The sequence below is a fragment of the Chromobacterium sp. genome, assembly GCF_041912965.1.
Lineage (GTDB): Bacteria > Pseudomonadota > Gammaproteobacteria > Burkholderiales > Chromobacteriaceae > Chromobacterium > Chromobacterium aquaticum.
In genome coordinates this window covers 12,065-28,825 of the sequence record NZ_JAYSGF010000006.1, presented here as the reverse complement: position 1 = coordinate 28,825, position 16,761 = coordinate 12,065, and the positions used below count along the sequence as shown (strand labels likewise).

General features: G+C 64.4%; 16 protein-coding genes. 3 read left to right on the top strand and 13 right to left on the bottom strand.

Going from position 1 to position 16,761, the window contains the following annotated elements; all coding sequences use genetic code 11:
* Window positions 1–66 precede the first annotated feature (66 nt).
* The 10 genes from ACE3QM_RS04650 to leuC all read right to left on the bottom strand — a co-directional run bounded on the left by ACE3QM_RS04650 (window position 67) and on the right by leuC (window position 12,256).
* Window positions 67–2,475: a FimV family protein gene (locus tag ACE3QM_RS04650; RefSeq protein ID WP_374420594.1), complete on the bottom strand. Its 2,409-nt coding sequence runs from the start codon at window positions 2,473–2,475 to the stop codon at window positions 67–69.
* A gap of 278 nt (window positions 2,476–2,753) precedes the next feature.
* The gene (locus tag ACE3QM_RS04645) at window positions 2,754–4,922 is read right to left on the bottom strand and encodes a FimV/HubP family polar landmark protein (RefSeq protein WP_374420721.1); all 2,169 of its coding nucleotides are present in this window, start codon (window positions 4,920–4,922) and stop codon (window positions 2,754–2,756) included.
* Between the two features lie 406 nt (window positions 4,923–5,328).
* Entirely contained in the window at window positions 5,329–6,339 is a 1,011-nt protein-coding gene (locus tag ACE3QM_RS04640; protein WP_374420592.1) for an aspartate-semialdehyde dehydrogenase, read from the bottom strand.
* A 153-nt stretch (window positions 6,340–6,492) separates the two neighbouring features.
* Window positions 6,493–7,605, bottom strand: a complete 1,113-nt coding sequence (asd, locus tag ACE3QM_RS04635; protein ID WP_048411469.1) for an aspartate-semialdehyde dehydrogenase — start codon at window positions 7,603–7,605, stop codon at window positions 6,493–6,495.
* A gap of 180 nt (window positions 7,606–7,785) precedes the next feature.
* The gene (leuB, locus tag ACE3QM_RS04630; protein WP_374420589.1) at window positions 7,786–8,850 is read right to left on the bottom strand and encodes a 3-isopropylmalate dehydrogenase; all 1,065 of its coding nucleotides are present in this window, start codon (window positions 8,848–8,850) and stop codon (window positions 7,786–7,788) included.
* A 13-nt stretch (window positions 8,851–8,863) separates the two neighbouring features.
* Window positions 8,864–9,172: a hypothetical protein gene (locus ACE3QM_RS04625; RefSeq protein ID WP_374420587.1), complete on the bottom strand. Its 309-nt coding sequence runs from the start codon at window positions 9,170–9,172 to the stop codon at window positions 8,864–8,866.
* The gene (locus tag ACE3QM_RS04620) at window positions 9,169–9,948 is read right to left on the bottom strand and encodes a class I SAM-dependent methyltransferase (RefSeq protein ID WP_374420585.1); all 780 of its coding nucleotides are present in this window, start codon (window positions 9,946–9,948) and stop codon (window positions 9,169–9,171) included. Before ACE3QM_RS04620 ends, ACE3QM_RS04625 begins: the two co-directional genes overlap by 4 nt.
* Before the next feature lie 13 nt (window positions 9,949–9,961).
* A complete protein-coding gene (gene leuD / locus ACE3QM_RS04615) occupies window positions 9,962–10,600 on the bottom strand; it encodes a 3-isopropylmalate dehydratase small subunit (protein WP_048411465.1) in 639 nt (212 codons plus the stop codon).
* Between the two features lie 92 nt (window positions 10,601–10,692).
* A complete protein-coding gene (locus ACE3QM_RS04610; RefSeq protein WP_081544472.1) occupies window positions 10,693–10,830 on the bottom strand; it encodes an entericidin A/B family lipoprotein in 138 nt (45 codons plus the stop codon).
* 19 nt (window positions 10,831–10,849) lie between these two features.
* Window positions 10,850–12,256: a 3-isopropylmalate dehydratase large subunit gene (leuC, locus tag ACE3QM_RS04605; RefSeq protein ID WP_374420583.1), complete on the bottom strand. Its 1,407-nt coding sequence runs from the start codon at window positions 12,254–12,256 to the stop codon at window positions 10,850–10,852.
* Between the two features lie 170 nt (window positions 12,257–12,426).
* On the opposite strand from leuC, the gene ACE3QM_RS04600 reads away from it, so the two are divergent.
* The gene (locus ACE3QM_RS04600; RefSeq protein ID WP_048411463.1) at window positions 12,427–13,206 is read left to right on the top strand and encodes a helix-turn-helix transcriptional regulator; all 780 of its coding nucleotides are present in this window, start codon (window positions 12,427–12,429) and stop codon (window positions 13,204–13,206) included.
* Window positions 13,207–13,323: 117 nt separating this feature from the next.
* The gene (locus ACE3QM_RS04595; RefSeq protein ID WP_374420581.1) at window positions 13,324–14,160 is read left to right on the top strand and encodes a hypothetical protein; all 837 of its coding nucleotides are present in this window, start codon (window positions 13,324–13,326) and stop codon (window positions 14,158–14,160) included.
* A 193-nt stretch (window positions 14,161–14,353) separates the two neighbouring features.
* On the opposite strand, the gene ACE3QM_RS04590 is transcribed toward ACE3QM_RS04595, so the two are convergent.
* Window positions 14,354–14,902, bottom strand: coding sequence for an ankyrin repeat domain-containing protein (locus ACE3QM_RS04590; RefSeq protein WP_374420579.1), 549 nt, complete (start codon window positions 14,900–14,902; stop codon window positions 14,354–14,356).
* A gap of 340 nt (window positions 14,903–15,242) precedes the next feature.
* Between ACE3QM_RS04590 and ACE3QM_RS04585 the strand changes: the two genes are divergently transcribed.
* Window positions 15,243–15,677: a hypothetical protein gene (locus ACE3QM_RS04585; protein ID WP_374420577.1), complete on the top strand. Its 435-nt coding sequence runs from the start codon at window positions 15,243–15,245 to the stop codon at window positions 15,675–15,677.
* An 81-nt stretch (window positions 15,678–15,758) separates the two neighbouring features.
* Here the strand turns inward: ACE3QM_RS04585 and ACE3QM_RS04580 are convergent, their stop codons facing one another.
* Window positions 15,759–16,163 (bottom strand): hypothetical protein, encoded by a 405-nt coding sequence (locus tag ACE3QM_RS04580; protein WP_374420575.1) that lies wholly within the window; start codon window positions 16,161–16,163, stop codon window positions 15,759–15,761.
* Between the two features lie 104 nt (window positions 16,164–16,267).
* Window positions 16,268–16,675, bottom strand: coding sequence for a toxin-antitoxin system YwqK family antitoxin (locus tag ACE3QM_RS04575; protein WP_374420573.1), 408 nt, complete (start codon window positions 16,673–16,675; stop codon window positions 16,268–16,270).
* Between the last annotated feature and the right edge of the window lie 86 nt (window positions 16,676–16,761).

Below are 16,761 nucleotides of genomic sequence, written 5' to 3'. Positions count from 1 at the left end.
AAAAACAGCGCCGACGCATCTTGAACGCGTCGGCGCCTTGACTCCATCCGGCCCTAAACCCGGCTATCAACCGCCGCTTGCTTCCTTCATCAGCGCATCCGCGGTTTCCTTGTCGCCCATTTCCAGGTACAGCTTGGCCAGCTCCATTTTTTCCTCGGCCGGGCTGGTCGCTGTGGACGGAGGAGCAGGCGGCGGGGGCGCGCTTGGCCGCGGAGGCGCCGCCGGCTCGCTTGCGCGCTCCGCAACGGGCTCATCCATTGCCGGCATCGGCGCAGCCGGCGCGGCGGGCGTCACTTCCGCGACCACGGGCGCGGCCATCGCGAACAAGGGATGGCCGGGCGCGACGGTCTGACCGATCTCGCACACCCGCATCCACAAAGTGCTGTCCTTGCCGAACACGCCTTTGGCGGTGGTGGCCTCTGCGATGAATAGCTGCTTGTCCTGCTGGGCGGACAGCACTTCCAACAGCTTATAACGCAAATCCTGCCGCATCGGCTCGTTGGCCAGGCCTTCGCGCAGGATCTCCAGCGCCTGATCGTCGCGGCCATAGGCCAGATAGACATCGGCCTCGGCCACTCGGTCCACCGAGGACAAATCGATGCCATCGCCCTTCTTCAAGGAGCTCATCAAGGTGGTCAGCGGCCCCAGCATGGACGCGCCACCCACGGCCGCGCCCGCCACCGGGACGGCCGCATCGGCCTTGCCCTGCTGACGCTTGCGCCGAGCCAGCAGCAAGGCCACCAAGCCCAGCGCCGCCGCCGCGCCGCCCAATTTCCAGCGCAGCGATTCATCCGCCAGCATCGCGCCCAATTCATCGCTCCAGCCTCCGGCGGCCGCTTCGGCGGGCGGCGTCTTCAGCTCGGACGCCGGCTTGATCGCCGGAGCGGGTTCCGCCGCATGCGGCGGCGCTTCGTGTTCAAGCGCAGCCTGCGGCGCGGACGCCGCCACCGGCATAGAGCTGACCGCGGCCACCTTGGGCGCGGTCTTGGTCTCGTGCCCGGTCTCGGTCGCCGCCACGCGGTTCTCCGTCATCGCCGGAGCCGGTGCGGAAGCCGGCGCCGCGGACTTGGCCGCCAGATTGCGCTGGTAATCTTGTATCTTCTGCTCCAACGCCTTGGCCCGCTGTTCCGCCTGCTTCAGCGCCTGATCCTGCCGTTGCAGCATTTGCTGCAAATGCTGCTCCTGCGGCGACGATGCGCCCGGCTTGCGCTCGGCGGGCGCCGGCGCGGCTGTCTCGCCCTTGACCATTGCCGGCTTGGGCGGCGCAACCGCTCGCGGCGGCTCCGCTGGCGCGGCGCGGGTCTCGCCCTTGCCGATCACGGGCTTGGGCATAGATTCCTTGGCCTTGTCCGCCGAGGGCGCCTTGGCCTCGACCGCAGCGGACTTGGACGCTTTAGGTTCGGCCGCGGCAGGCTTGAGCTCGGGCGCTTTGGCCGGCGCCACGCCGGCCTGGCCGCGCAGACGCCATTCCGCCGGATATTCCAGCGCCACGCCTGCGCGCAGCAGATTGGCGTTGCCGTCGATGAAAGCTTCAGGGTTATCGTGCAGCAGTTGCTGGCTGACCGCGCCGGCCGCGCCGCCGCCGCGCATGCGGCTGGCGATGCCGGACAAGGTATCGCCCTTGAGCACGCGATAGACTTTCAAGGCGCGCTTGGCGGATGCCGGCTTGGCCGCCGCCTGCGGATCCAGCAGCACCGAATAATTCTTTTGCGCCTTGAGCTTGCCCGCGCTGACTTCCAGCCGGAATGCCAGCATCGGTTCGGTCACCGGCTGTTCGGTGCGCAATTGCACCTTGAACTTGCCCTTGGCCACTTTTTCGAGCTGGGGAAGAATGGAGGCCACCAAGCGCGCCTGCTGCTCGCTGGGCTCGCCCTGCGCCGCCACCGCGAACAAGGCCAGCCGCGGCGGATCGGCCTGTTCCAACGCGCTGCCCTGCAAGGTCAGCTCCAGCAACAGCGGCTCGCCCAGCCGCGAGCGCAAGCGCACATCGCTCAAGCCCAGTGAATCCAGCCTCGGCGAGGCGTCGACGCTGGCAACATGCTTCTTGCCATCCTCCCTTGTCGGCGCCGGCTTGTTGCGCGGGCCGTCGCGGCGGTAATCCACTTCGAACTCGCGCACCAGCCTGCCGGCCGGCCAGCTCAAGTCCACGGCGAAGCGCAGCAGCGGCTCCGGATAGGCGGCCGCGCCCTTGACCAGGATTTTCTGAACGCTGCCGTCAGGCTTGCGCACGATGGAAAACTGCAGATTGCCGGCGGATGGGCTGTAAGTGGACAGCAAGGGATAGCGGTTGCGGTCCGCCAGCCCCACCAGCACATTGTCGGATGGCTCTTCGTCCACCACCGGAATTTCCGCCAGCAAGGGTTCGCCTTCGGCGGACAGCACCCGTATCGGCCCCAGGCCGGCGGAGGCGACGGCGGCCAGACCAAGGCCGGCCAGCAGCACCGCGATATGACTCATGCGCGTCTTAACAGACATGGAAGGCTATCCCCATCCTCATTCTTTCGAAGCCGCCGGCGCCAGATCGTCAACAGGCTCTTACAACGTTTTAATTATTGCAACGAAACCGCGCAACAACCACTTAGCGAAGATAAATCAAACATCTACGCGCCATTGCACCGCGGCCATAGTCAAAAAAACCACACTTCGGCCGCGGTTTGCGGCGCATTCGGCGCGAACCCGGCATTTATGCCGGCTCAGACACTCAAACGGCGGGACGAGTACTCGTCCCGCCGCGCAGCGCCGTCGCGCCCACCTCAGGCGCTGATGCTTGCCAGCAAGGCCTCCGCCTCCGCCTTGAGCGGCCCCTGCGCCTCGGCGATCAAGTCCTGCAGCACTTCCTTGGCCCCGTCGCGGTCGCCCATGTCCAGATAAACCTTGGCCAAATCCAGCTTGGTGGCCAGCGGATCATCCAGCACCGACATCCCTTCGGCTTGCGCCGGCGCTGTTGGCGCGGCAGGCGCGGCTGCGGGTGTTTCGGCCAGCATGTCCTCGTACAGCGATTCGAAACCGGCCAGCTCGGCGGCTGCGGCCGGCTGCGTTTCCGCCGCGGCCGGCGCTTCGGCCGCCAGGCTGTCCAGATTGAAATCGAAGTCCAGCAGATTGTTCTCCGCCGGCGCCGCGGCCGGCTCGGCCGCCGCTTCCGGCTTGGCTTCCGCCGCCGGCGTCAATTCGGCGTCCAGGTCGAAATCGAGCAGATTGCTCTCCGCCGCCGCCGCGGGCTCCGGCTTTGGCTCTTCCAACAGAGCGGCCAACGGGTCGTCCTGCGGCGCTTCCGGCGGCGCGGCCGGCTCGACGGCTGGCGCGGCGGCCTCTGCCGCGGCCGGCAAGTCAGCGTTTTGCGCGCCGAACAGCTCTTGATCCAGATCGATGCCGCCCTCGCCCTCGCCCGCGGCTGCAGCCGGCGCCGCGGCGGCCTCGATTTCCTCGCCCTCGCCATCGGACAGATACAGAGAGTTGGTCGGATCGATGGAACGCCCCATCGCCGCGGCCTTGGCCCAGATCGGACCATGGCCGTCGAAGGTCGCGTGCATCTCCCGCGCCAGCTTCTCGAAGCTGGCGACGTCAGGCCTGGCGGCGTAGATTTCCATCAACTTCAAGCGCACTTCCTGACGCGATGGATCCTTGGCCAGCGCATCCTTGAGGATGTCCTCGGCCTGCACGTCGCGGCCATAGGCGATGTACACCTCGGCCTCCGCCACCGGGTCGACCTCGGCCGCGTCGATGGCGCCGGCCGCCTGGGTGAAGTTGCTCATGAAGGAATGGCCGGCGCCTACCGAGGGCGCATCCATGCCCGACGAAGCGCCGCGGCTCAGCGCCATGCTGGTATTGCTGGCGGACAAGGCCAGCGATGCGCCGCCCTTGCGTCGACGCGCCAGCAGCAGGCCCAGCGCGCCCAGCAAGCCCACTCCTGCCACGCCGCCGCCAATCAGCGGCAGGTGATCTATGATCTTGTCCAGCAGCGACGGCGCCGGCGGGGGCGGCGGCGCAGCCGGTTTAGGCGCGGGCTTGTGCTCGGCCGGCGCCGGCTTGGGCGCGGCTTCCGCCGCCGGCGCGCTGGCGGCGGCAACGGGAGCGCTGGCAGCGGCCGGCACAGCCGCCGGCGCGGAGCTGGGACTGGTCATGGCCGGCAGCGGTTTGCCGGCTTGCAAGGCCTTCAATTGATCTTCCAGGGCGGAGATGCGCGCTTCCGCGCTCTTCAAGGCCTGCTCGCGCGCCGCCACCTGTTGTTCCAGATCCGATAGCTTGGCATTGCCGCCGCCAGCCTCACTGGGCACCAGCTTGAGCACATCGGCGCCGGCCTTGGCCTCGGCCGCTGGCGCCGCCGGCTGCCCGCCCAGGATACTGGCCACCTGGGAGGCGCTCAGCGATTTGATCTTGCGGCTGGTCGGCACTTTCAGCACCGCGCCCAGCTTGAGGCGGCTGACGTCGCCATCGACGAAGGCATCCGGGTTGGCCTGGGCCAGCGCCGCCATGGTCTGGTCCAGCGTGGCGCCGCGCGGCCGCACCTTGCCGGCCAGGCCACGCAGGGTGGAGCCGGACTTCACCTTGAGAATGCCGGGTTGCGGCCGCGCGATGGGCGCGGCATTGCCGCGGTAGCGGCTGGAAAGATTGTTGTCGGCGTAGCTGGGCACGTCCTGCACGATGTTGGCGGACGGCGAGGCCATCGAATAATTGCTAGGGTCCAGCAACACCGTGTATTCGCGCACCGCGCGGCCAGAGGAGGTCTTGGCCTCCACCACGAAGCGCAGATAGGGATCGTTGATCGGGCCGGAAGAGCTGATGCGTATCATCGCGCCGCGCGAGCTTGGCGCCACGCTGAAGCGCAGCATGCTGAGCACCGTGGCGTAATCGACATTCAAATCCTGGAAGGTATCGGCGCCGGCCAGCCCTATTCTGGCGCTTTCCAGCTCCGCCGACCGCACTCCGGTCAATTCAATATCGGCGCGGAATGGTTCGCCCAGATTAGACCTGACATTGATTTTCCCCAGTCCCGCCCAAGCGTTGGCGCAGCAGGCCAAAGCCACCGCCAGGACGCCGATTCTGATTTTTGCCTGATTTGTCACTGTCAACCTTCCGGCACGGTTTATCTTGATCTTATTTGCGCTGGCTCGCGGGGAGCTCAGTCGGTAACTGTTGCAATCTTAGGCCTTGTCGCAGTTTTTAGCTAGATTTCATAATGACAAGCCTATCCGCAATGTTTAAACGAGCCGGTAAATAATTAAGGGGGATGGCGACGCGCCAAGCGCGCCCCATCCCCCTGCGCCGGCGTGCCGTTCTAAGCCGCGCCGGCAGGAGAACACGGGAATCTCCCCGGAATACTCCCTTTGTTTAAATCAAGCCATTTTGCTTTAGCAGCGCCTCGGCGATATTCACGCAATTGAGCGCCGCGCCGGCTTTCACATTATCGGCCGCCAGCCAGAAACTCAGCGTCCGGCCCTTGCCGCGCAGGCGGCTGACCCATACAGCCTCGTTGCCGGTGGCTTCCATCGGCGTCACATAGCCACCCAGCTTGTCCGCGGCCACCACTTGCAAGCCTGCCGCAAGCAGGCGCTTGCGGGCTTGCTCCATGTCAAATTCATGTTCGAATGCCACGTTCACCGCCCAGGCATGGCCGAAGAATACCGGCACCCGCACACAAGTGGCCTCCACTTGCAGCTGCGGCAGATCCAGCAGCCGCGTGAGCTCGCTCTCCACCGAGCGCTCTTCCTCGGACACACCGTCCGCGTCCAACGCGCCGATCTGCGGCAGCACATTGAAGGCGATGCGCTTGTCGTAGACCCTGCTCTCGGTTTCGCGCTGGGAGAACAGCGCCGTGGTCTGGTCCGCCAACTCTTCCATCGCCGCCTGGCCACTGCCGGACACCGATTGATAAGTGGCCACCGACACCCGTTGCAAGCCCAGCGGGCGCAGGGCGGCCAGCGCCAGCGCCAGCGGCGTCACCGTGCAATTGGGCACCGAGACCAGCGCGGCTTCGCCGGCATCCGCCAGTAAGGCGCCGTTGATGGCGGGGATCACCAGCGGCACGCTGTCGTCGTTGCGGAAGGCGGAGCTGAAATCCACCACCGCCGCGCCGGCCGCGCGCGCCTGCGGCGCGTACTCGCGCGCCAGTTCGCTGCCGGCGGCGAAGATGGCCAAGGCCACGTTTTCGAAGGCAAAGCCGTCGATGGGATGCACGTCCAGCTCCAGATTGCCATAGGCGGCGGTTTCGCCTTCCTTGTCCGCCGCGTCCACGGCAAAGACCCGGCCCACGGGCAACTGGCGCTGGGCCAGCAGTTCCAGTACCGCCTGGCCCACCAGGCTGGTGGCGCCGACTACGGCAAGCTGAATAGAGTTCGACATCGCTTTACTTTCTCAATCAATCATTGCAAACAGAAGACCGCACGCAAAAAAGGGCACCATCGTGCCCTTTTTTGCTAGGCCGCGCGCCGAGCGCGCGGCTTTGGCAGTAGGAACCCGCCAACGCGAATCCCAGGCTGCCGCCATTCTACCCTGTCAGCGCTCGATCAGGATACGCAACATGCGGCGCAGCGGCTCGGCCGCGCCCCACAGCAGTTGGTCGCCCACGGTGAAGGCGGACAGGTATTCGCCGCCCATCGCCATTTTGCGCAGACGTCCCACCGGGGTGCTCAGCGTGCCGGTCACCGCCGCCGGGGTCAGCTCGGCCATCGAGGCCTCGCGGGTATTGGGTACCACCTTGGCCCAGGGATTGGCGGCAGCCAGCATGGATTCGATCTCGTCCAGCGGCACATCGCGCTTGAGCTTGATGGTCAAGGCCTGACTGTGGCAGCGCATCGCGCCCACGCGCACGCACAAGCCGTCCACCGGCACCGGATTGGCGGAGCGACCCAGGATCTTGTTGGTTTCCGCGCCGCCCTTCCATTCTTCCTTGGACTGGCCGTTGCCCAGATCCTTGTCTATCCACGGAATCAGGCTGCCGGCCAGCGGCACGCCGAAGTTCTGGCTGGGGAAGGCGTCGGAACGCAGGAAGTCCGACACGCGGCGGTCGATGTCGAGAATGGCGGAGGCCGGATCGGCCAGCAGGCCGGACACCTGGGCGTTGATCGCGCCCATGCCGGACAGCAATTCGCGCATATTCTGCGCGCCGGCGCCGGAGGCGGCCTGGTAGGTCATGGAGGTGGTCCACTCCACCAGATCGTTCTGGAACAAGCCGCCCAGCGCCATCAGCATCAGCGACACGGTACAGTTGCCGCCGACGTAGTCCTTGACGCCGCGCGCCAGACCCTGCTCGATCACCGCCTTATTCACCGGATCCAGGATAATGATGGCATTGTCTTCCATGCGCAGCGCGGACGCCGCATCCACCCAGTAGCCGCTCCAGCCGGCGGCGCGCAGCTGCGGATAGACGGCATTGGTGTAATCGCCGCCCTGGCAGGTGACGATCACATCCATGGTCTTGAGTTCGGCGATGTCCTTCGCGTCCTTCAAGGCGGGGGTGTCGCGGCCGATGTCGGGAGCCTTGCCGCCCACATTGGAGGTGGTGAAGAACACCGGCTCGGCGATCGCCGCAAAATCGTTCTCTTCGCGCATGCGCTGCATCAGCACGGAACCCACCATGCCGCGCCAGCCAACAAAACCTACTCTCACTGGGTTTCTCCTGGTATCTGTCTGTCAAATCGTCGCGCCCGCCATGGCGGCGGGCGGCTGTAATGTTGTCACCCCATTGTGCAGCGCGATAAAGCGTCAGGCAATGGGGTATTTCGTTTTTATTGTATTCAAACCAGAACAGAGGGTTCGCCCGGCGCGAGCCGGGCGAAGCACTGCCATTTACAGCGCCGATACCACCGCATCCCCCATCGCCGAGCAGCTGACCTTCTCGCAGCCGGCCTCGTAAATGTCGGCGGTGCGCAGGCCGCGCGCCAGCACGGTTTTCACCGCGTCCTCCACCCGCTGCGCCGCGTCTTCCCGGCCAAAGGTGTAGCGCAGCATCATCGCCGCGGACAGGATGGTGGCCAGCGGATTGGCCAGATTCTGGCCGGCGATGTCCGGCGCCGAGCCATGCGAGGGCTCATACAGACCCTTGTTGTTTTCATCCAGCGAGGCCGACGGCAGCATGCCGATGGAGCCGGTCAGCATCGAGGCCTCGTCCGACAGGATGTCGCCGAAGATATTGCCGGTCACCATCACGTCGAACTGCTTGGGATTGCGCACCAGTTGCATCGCCGCGTTGTCCACGTACATATGGGACAACTCCACCTGCGGGTACTCCTTGGCCACGTCTATCATCACCTCTTTCCAGAACTCGGTGGTTTCCAGCACATTGGCCTTGTCCACCGAGCACAAGCGCTTGTTGCGCTTCATCGCGATGCCGAAGGCGACGTGGGCGATGCGGCGCACCTCGCCTTCGCTATAGCGCATGGTGTTGTAGGCCTCGCGCTCGCCCAGCTCGTTGACGGCGATGCCACGTGGCTGGCCAAAGTAAATGTCGCCGGTCAGTTCGCGCACGATCATGATGTCCAGGCCGGACACCACTTCCGGCTTCAGCGTGGAGGCATTGGCCAGCTCCGGGTACAGAATGGCCGGCCGCAGATTGGCGAACAGGTTCAAATCCTTGCGAATGGCCAGCAGGCCGCGCTCCGGCCGCAGCGGACGCTCCAGCTTGTCATAGGCCGGGCCGCCTACCGCGCCCAGCAGCACCGCGTCGGATTCGCGGCACAGCTTCTGGGTGAATTCCGGATAGGGCTGGCCGAAAGCGTCGTAGCCGGCGCCGCCCAAGGGCGCCTGTTCGGTTTCGATGGGCAGGCCGTCCTTGCGCAGCACTTCCAGCACGCGCTGCGCCTGGGCAACGATTTCCGGACCGATGCCGTCACCCGGCAGAATGGCGATTTTCATACTGTTTTCCTTTTCAGTCTTGATCACCGCGCCGGGTCAGCCGCTCCACCAGCGCCCGCTCGCAGCATTTGAATACGATATAAGCCGCCATCGCGGCATAGCCGGACGCCAGCAGTTCCAGCAACTGGCGCAACGCGCCGTCCATCGCCGCCTGCCAGCCCGCGTCCAGCCACAGCTTGAAATTCAATTGCAATAACAGAGCCAGATTGACCGTGCCGGCGCCGAACACCAGAAAGCTCAAGCCCAGCAGCGTGAAGGCCCAGCAGGGGTGGCGATGCAGCCAGGCCATCGCGCCGCGCCTGCCCTCGCCAGCGGCGTTCATGTGCTGGCCCACAGCACCATCACGTCGGCGCAGAAACTGCCGTCCGCCTCGATGGCGAAATAATCGCGCACCTCTTTCCCCATGCGCTGTTGCAGCAGGCGGATGGCCGCGGCCATCTCCGGCGGCGTGCGCATGCGCGCAATCCAGGTGTCGAAGTCCAGCCGCAGCCGCTGGCGGCGCAGGCTATCCACCGCGAAGCCAGCCTCGGCCAGCATCGCCAGCCATTCTCCGGCGCTGTAATCGCGCACATGGCTGGAATCGCGCAGCACTTCCATCGCCTGCAAATAAGTGTCCAGCAGCGGCTGTCCCGGCGACATCACATCTATCAGCGCCAGCCGGCCGCCCGGCCTCAACACCCGCCGCGCCTCGCGCAGCGCCAGGCCGACATCACCCCAGTGATGGGCGGAATAGCGGCTGAACACCAGATCGAAGTCGCCATCGGCGAAAGGCAGCCGCTCCGCCGCGCCCTGGCGCGTGCCCAGATTGTCCAGGCCGCGCCGGGCCGCTTCCGCCGCCACCACTTCCAACATGGCCGCCGACAGATCATAAGCCACCACCTCCCTTGCCGCCTCCGCCACCTGAAAGCCGACATGGCCGGCGCCGCAGCCCAGGTCCAGCACCCGCGCCGCGCCATGCTCCGCCGCGGCCTGGCGCAGCTCGGCGAACTCCGCGCCCTCCGCATGCACCTGGCTGCTCAGATAGGCGGCGGCCTGGCCGCCGAACTGCTGCTCCACGTGCTGCTTATGCGCGTGGCCGCCCTGCTGTAGCGCGCTCATCGCCGGCCGCCGTTCAGGCGAACAGCCACGGCTGCTCGCCGCGACGCTTGGCTTCAAAAGCCTTGATCTCGTCCGCGTGCTGCAAGGTCAGGCCGATCTCGTCCAGGCCACCCAGCAGGCAGTGCTTGCGGTGCTCGGTGATGTCGAAGGAGAACACCTGCCCGGCCGGCGTGCTCACCGTCTGCGCCGCCAGGTCCACGGTCAGCTGATAGCCTTCGGCGGCCGCGCATTCGCGGAACAACTGATCCACCGCGTCCGCCGCCAGCACGATGGGCAGCAGGCCGTTCTTGTAGCAATTATTGAAGAAGATGTCGGCGAAACTGGGCGCGATCACCACGCGGAAGCCCTGGTCGTCCAGCGCCCACGGCGCGTGCTCGCGGCTGGAGCCGCAACCGAAGTTCTCGCGCGCCAGCAATACCTGCGCGCCCTGATAGCGCGGCAGATTGAGCACGAAGTCCGGATTCAGCGGCCGCTTGCTGTTGTCCATGCCCGGCTCGCCGTGGTCCAGGTAACGCCATTCGTCGAACAGATTGGGGCCGAAGCCCGAGCGCTTGATCGATTTCAAGAACTGCTTGGGAATGATGGCGTCGGTATCCACATTGGCGCGGTCCAAGGGACAGGCCAAACCGGTCAGGGTGGTAAATGCTTTCATCGTCAATGCCGTTTCCGGGCGCTAGCGCCCGCCTTCATTAGAGAGTGCGAGGAGACAACCGCCCCGGCGGACGCCGGGGGCGGGCCGCCGCATCACATTTTGTTGGACACGTCCTTGGCGGCGTTTTCAATCGCCTGCCCGCCCTTGGACACATCCTGGCCCACGCCCTTCACCGTATTGCAAGCGCTCAGGGTCAGCGCGGCCAGTACCAGCAACAACAGTTTTTGCATGTTTCTCTCCTTGAAACGGTTACAACGAACGCACATCGACGAAATGACCGGCCACGGCGGCGGCTGCCGCCATCGCCGGGCTGACCAGATGGGTGCGGCCGCCCTGACCCTGGCGGCCTTCGAAATTGCGGTTGGAAGTGGACGCGCAACGTTCGCCCGGCTGCAGGCGGTCCGCGTTCATCGCCAGGCACATCGAGCAGCCCGGCTCGCGCCACTCGAAGCCGGCGGCCAGGAACACTTGATCCAGGCCCTCGGCCTCCGCCTGCGCCTTCACCAGGCCGGAGCCCGGCACCACCAGCACCTGCTTCACATTGGCGGCCTTGTGGCGGCCCTTGGCCACGCTGGCGGCCTCGCGCAAATCCTCGATGCGGCTATTGGTACAGGAACCGATGAACACGATGTCCACCGCGATGTCGTGGATGGGGGTATTGGCCTGCAAGCCCATATAGCTGAGCGCGCGCTCGATGCCGCTTTTCTTCACCGGATCGCTTTCCCGCGCCGGGTCCGGCACCGCGCCGTCGATATCCACCACCATCTCCGGCGAAGTGCCCCAGGTCACCTGCGGCAGGATGTCCTCGGCGCGCAGCACCACTTCCGCGTCGAACGCGGCGCCCGGATCGGAACGCAAAGTGCGCCAATACGCCACCGCCCGCTCCCACTGCTCGCCCTTGGGCGCGAACGGCCGGCCTTTTACATAATCGATGGTCTTCTGATCCACCGCCACCATGCCCGAGCGCGCGCCGGCCTCGATCGCCATATTGCACAAGCTCATGCGGCCTTCCATCGACAGGCTCTCGATCGCCGCGCCGGCGAACTCGATCGCATAGCCGGTGCCGCCGGCGGTGCCGATCTTGCCGATGATGGCCAGCGCCACATCCTTGCCGGTGATGCCGCGGCCCAATTGGCCGTCCACCCGCACCAGCATATTCTTGGATTTCTTGGCCACCAGACACTGGGTGGCCATCACATGCTCCACCTCGGAGGTGCCGATGCCGTGCGCCAGCGCGGCGAAAGCGCCGTGGGTGGAGGTGTGGCTGTCGCCGCACACCACGGTCATGCCCGGCAGCGTGGCGCCCTGCTCCGGCCCCATCACATGCACGATGCCCTGACCCTTGTCCTTGAACGGGAAATACGCCAGCGCGCCGAAGGCCTTGATATTGGCGTCCAGCGTTTCCACCTGCTGGCGCGAGATCGGGTCCTTGATGCCCTCGTCCCAATGATCGGTGGGCGTGTTGTGGTCCGCGGTGGACACCACCGAATCCACCCGCCACAGCGGGCGGCCCGCCAGTTTCAACCCCTCGAACGCCTGCGGGCTGGTCACCTCGTGCACCAGGTGGCGGTCGATATACAGCAGCGCCGTGCCGTCCGCCTCCTGGCGCACCACGTGGCTATTCCATAATTTGTCGTACAAGGTCTGTGCGGTCATGGTCTTTGCTCGAATCCGGTTGCTCAATATCAGACTGCCACCGGCGCCGCGGGTTTCCGCGCGCCAGCCACAAGGCTCTGTTCCGTGAAGCTATCTTGGAAGCAAATTTTCCCGGCAACAAGACAGTTGCTTATACTAGTAGCGATACTAATACCCAGAACCCTACGCCCATGACCGCCAGCAAAGACAGCGCGCCGCTGGGCCAATTCATCCGCGCCCACCGCGAACGGCTGAGCCCGGAACAAGCCGGCCTGCCGCCCGGCCAGCGCCGCCGCGCCAAAGGCCTGCGCCGCGAAGAAGTGGCCGCCTTGTGCGATATCAGCACCACCTGGCTGACCTGGATAGAACAAGGCCGCACCCAATCCGTGTCCGCGCCCACCCTGGCCCGGCTGGCCGAGGCGCTGCGCCTCACCGCCGCCGAGCGCGACTACCTGTTTAACCTGGCCGGCCTCAAAGATCCGGAGCCGGAATGGCGCGGCCCGTCCGAACAGGCCAAGGCCCTGTTGAAGCAAGCCACCGCCCATATCGACTCCCCCGCCTACGTGCTGGACGCCGAATGGCGCGCCGTGGCCTGGAACCCGCCGGCCGAACGCCTGTTCCGCGACTGGCTGGGCCGGCCGGACGCCAGCCGCAGCCTACTGGACTTCATCTTCCTCACCCCGGAAGCCCGCCACTTCATCGACCAATGGCCGCAACGCGCCAGCCGCATCGTCGCTGAACTGCGCGCCGACATCAGCCCGCGGCTGGGCCAACCCGCCGTCGCCGCGATGATTGCCGCCTTGGAAACGCGCAGCCCGGAATTCCGCCAATACTGGCAGCAACAAGACGTGCAGGAGCGCGAAGGCGGCAGCCGCGTGTTCCACCACCCCAGCGCCGGCCGCATCGAGCACCAGCAAATCACCCTCAAACTGGCCCAGGCGCCGGAGTACAAACTGGTGATGCTGCTGTGACGCCATGCCGGCGACATGACCAATTCTTTATATTGAGCTTTCCCGGGCTTGGGCACACTGCGCCGCATCCCAACCACGGCGGCGGCGCACGCCACCGCCCTTGCTCAGGAACGCCCAATGAAAATAAGCAACGACATGCTCAGCCGCATCCACCCCCGCGGCTGTGCCGATCCGGACACCCCGCCGCAAACCGCGCTGGCCGCGGACATCCGCAGCGCGGTCAATAATAGCGAACGCCCGTCCAGCATCGGCCGCGCCAGCCCGCGCGGCGCGCAGCCGGCCGAAGCGCTGCGCCGCCTGGCCCCGGACACCCTGCAAGCCGCTCTGGCTCAATCGCAGCGCCAGTTCAGCCTGTGGCTGGCCGGCCGGACGCAGGAAGACGCCCACAACCTGCTGCGCAACTACTACACCTCCATGGTGCACGACCATATCGACAGCAGCGCCGAAGCCACCGTCAAGCAATGCCTGCCCCAGGCGCCCAGCAGTCGCTTGGCGGAGCAGGCCAAGCACTACCGTGCCTTCATCATAGACAGCGCCGCCGCGCGCTTCCCCAGCCAGGCGGAATACTTCCGCAAGCAAGCCGGCCCCAGCCTGCTCAACAACCACCTCAGGGCCATCAGCACCAAGGCCGGGCTGAACGACAAAAACCCGCAACACCAGGCGGCGCTGAAACAACTGGTCGAACACTGCGCCGTCCAGCTCTCCAACAGCCTGCAACAGCTCAGCCCGCTGACGCTGCGCGACACCCTGGAACAAGCCCGCTGCGACTACCTGCGCAGCCACGCGCCCGAGCACGCCATGTCCGAACACGCCGCGCCCAAGCCGGAACAGGACCGCCTCGCCCCGCTACCGCAGGCCGAAGCCATCCTCCGACGCGGCAAGAGCAAGCGCTTCCAGTCTCACCGCGATTCGCGCCAGATCAACTTCAGACGGATGACCGGCTCCGCGGCTTAAGCGCGGCCCAGAGCCTGTTCAAAGTCTCGCGAGCAAGAGCGAAACAAGGCGAAAACAACAGAGAAAGCGGAATGTACATACGGTACATGAGCATTTCGAAGGTGTTTTCAACGCCGTATCGCCGAAGCGCGGCAGACTATGGACAGGTTCTCACGACGCGCAGCGGGCTTTGAACAGGTGACCCAAACCGCGTTCACGCTCCGCCCAAGGCCCGCAACATCGCCGGTCGTTGGGCCTTGGGCAGCTTGGCCACATAGTCCCGCGCCGACTGATCGTATTTGTCCCTGTCCTCCAGCGAGGCGCCGTGCTTGAGCAGATCGGCCACCAGCTGCGGCGCGCCGCTCAACACCGCCGCCATCAGCAGCGACATCTGCGAAAAGCGCGTCGACACATTCACATCCGCGCCATGCTCCAGCAGCAGCTTCGCCGCCGGCGCATTGCGCGCCTCCGCCGCGTAGAACAGCGGCGTCTTGCCGTCGTAGACATCCGCGTTCACATCCGCGCCGGCCGCCAACAAGGCCGCCACCGCCGCCGGACGGCCGCTCTGGATCGCGTACACCATGGCCGAACTGGCGCCGTTGTCCAGGCCCTGGTTCAAATCACAATGATGCTGCCGCGCATATTCGACAATCGCCTGCTCCGAACCGCGCAGCACCGTCTTCCAGTCCTGCTCCGAGCACGCCGCCGACGCCTGCGCGCAGAACAAGGCCAGCGCCACGCCGGCCAAGCCTCTCAATCGCATGGCTCCCCTCCCAATCAGCTAAAAGCCGCCACTATAAGCGCAAGCCCGCCGCTTGGCATCCCCGCGCCCTTGACCCGACCGGCCCGCGCCGCCACAATCATCCGCGTGCCGGCCTACATCCGGCACTGGGACTGGAACCCCATGGATCTTCGAGAACAGGCATTGCCCGCAACAGGCAATGCCGATGAGACGCGCGCGCCTGTACGGCGGGGGCGGATCATAGGTGCGGCCAACGCCGTACCGGTTTCTTGAAGAGCCGGAGTTCCAGCCTGTGATCTCGCTCCCGCCACCCGACTGGAACCGGATAACGGGTAACTTAGTATCTTCAAGGAGATAGCAAATGTCTCATGAACTTCCCCCGCGCCGTCATTACCGGCCTAAGCCTCACGAAACCCAGGCCACGCAACTGCCCTTCGTCCGCTACCTGCCGCAACGCGGTCAGCCCCACCATTGGCAGATGCCGCCCGCCGACGACTACGTCGACGCCTGCGCCTACGGCCGTGAATGCGCCGCCCACCTGGCCCAGTACCTGAAAGACAATCTGGAACGCCACAACAGGGGCCTGCTCGGCAAGATCGCCTACGACATCGACTTCCGTGACCCTCACCATGCCCGCGGCTATTGGGTGGGTTTCTTCAACTACGCGGAGCAGTTGATGGTGTTGGGCGCGCTGCGCTGCGACGTCTTCCAGCACGTGGACAGCGTGCACGCGCTGCAACGCGCGTTAATCGCCAAAACCGAACTGGAAGGCAAGACGCCCGGCCGCAATAGCTAAGGCGTAAAAAAGCGGCGCGCCAGATTGGCGCGCCGCTTTCAAATTCCCATCCATTTAAAAACCTCAATCCCAGCAATTCAATCAGCCCAACTTTGTTAAAAACACTTCTCTAATCAACTCCATATCCTCCCTCAGCCCATCCGCCTCTTCATGGTAGGCTTCAAAAAACTGCTCACCCACACCAATATAAATATCCTTGAGTTCATGCAACACATCCCGATCAAATGGATCATTCACTGTAAATCCATCACTTATACTTCTCACCTGCTTAAACAATGCAGTATAAATAGCCACCTTTCTAAATTGTGACCCAAGTTTACACGGCCTCTCTAGTTCATCATAAGCATACGCAAACTGCTGCCCAAGATCGTAACCAAAACTAGCACCTCTTGAAAACTCAGAGTCAACTGTCTTTAACACTGCTGCATAAGTACGATAACACTCAAAATCCGCCTTTTTTTCTGGCATCACGGCTTCCCATTGCAAAATCAATCATTCCTGCGGCACCTCAATAGGTAGCACCACCCTAAGACACACTCCCTCACCCTTCCACTTACCTACAACATGCTGGCTCACACCACATATCCAACTTAGCGCCGGCCCTCGCTCCACATATGCCGACGAATCTCCAGCAATTCATAACCTTCCGCAGATGGAGTCAAGCCATATTCGCCAATCAAGCCCCCCATCACATCCCACTCTTTTCTTTTAATCAAAATTCCACACTCATAGCTACAAGCGATCTTCACCCCGCCATGCTCAAACCACTCAACGCAGCATCCATGCAAATAATTCCTGCGATACGACTCTTCTTTAAACGGCTTGCCAGAGGAATACCAGATCTTGACCGTCCCATCTAGCAGACCATCCACATACATAGCCTCGCTGATTAAACCCCCCGCCACCTCTTCATATGCCACACCACTAAAAGGCACGCCGGCATAAATACAAATTTGCTCAACCGAATAGTCCAACTCACCCTCATCAACCCTCAACATTTACCCCACCTCTCCGAACCTTATCCGCTTACAAAACAACAAGACCTGAACAACTCGCAGAAACAATTCACACTCGCTCAACACAA

Bases quoted from the DNA above. Each gene is read 5' to 3' on its own strand.
- leuB (WP_374420589.1), bottom strand. From the start codon at position 8,850: ATGAAAATCGCCATTCTGCCGGGTGACGGCATCGGTCCGGAAATCGTT.
- leuC (WP_374420583.1), bottom strand. From the start codon at position 12,256: ATGACCGCACAGACCTTGTACGACAAATTATGGAATAGCCACGTGGTG.
- ACE3QM_RS04575 (WP_374420573.1), bottom strand. From the start codon at position 16,675: ATGTTGAGGGTTGATGAGGGTGAGTTGGACTATTCGGTTGAGCAAATT.
- ACE3QM_RS04610 (WP_081544472.1), bottom strand. From the start codon at position 10,830: ATGCAAAAACTGTTGTTGCTGGTACTGGCCGCGCTGACCCTGAGCGCT.
- ACE3QM_RS04650 (WP_374420594.1), bottom strand. From the start codon at position 2,475: ATGTCTGTTAAGACGCGCATGAGTCATATCGCGGTGCTGCTGGCCGGC.
- ACE3QM_RS04640 (WP_374420592.1), bottom strand. From the start codon at position 6,339: ATGTCGAACTCTATTCAGCTTGCCGTAGTCGGCGCCACCAGCCTGGTG.
- leuD (WP_048411465.1), bottom strand. From the start codon at position 10,600: ATGAAAGCATTTACCACCCTGACCGGTTTGGCCTGTCCCTTGGACCGC.
- ACE3QM_RS04600 (WP_048411463.1), top strand. From the start codon at position 12,427: ATGACCGCCAGCAAAGACAGCGCGCCGCTGGGCCAATTCATCCGCGCC.
- ACE3QM_RS04620 (WP_374420585.1), bottom strand. From the start codon at position 9,948: ATGAGCGCGCTACAGCAGGGCGGCCACGCGCATAAGCAGCACGTGGAG.
- ACE3QM_RS04625 (WP_374420587.1), bottom strand. From the start codon at position 9,172: ATGAACGCCGCTGGCGAGGGCAGGCGCGGCGCGATGGCCTGGCTGCAT.
- ACE3QM_RS04590 (WP_374420579.1), bottom strand. From the start codon at position 14,902: ATGCGATTGAGAGGCTTGGCCGGCGTGGCGCTGGCCTTGTTCTGCGCG.
- ACE3QM_RS04595 (WP_374420581.1), top strand. From the start codon at position 13,324: ATGAAAATAAGCAACGACATGCTCAGCCGCATCCACCCCCGCGGCTGT.
- ACE3QM_RS04585 (WP_374420577.1), top strand. From the start codon at position 15,243: ATGTCTCATGAACTTCCCCCGCGCCGTCATTACCGGCCTAAGCCTCAC.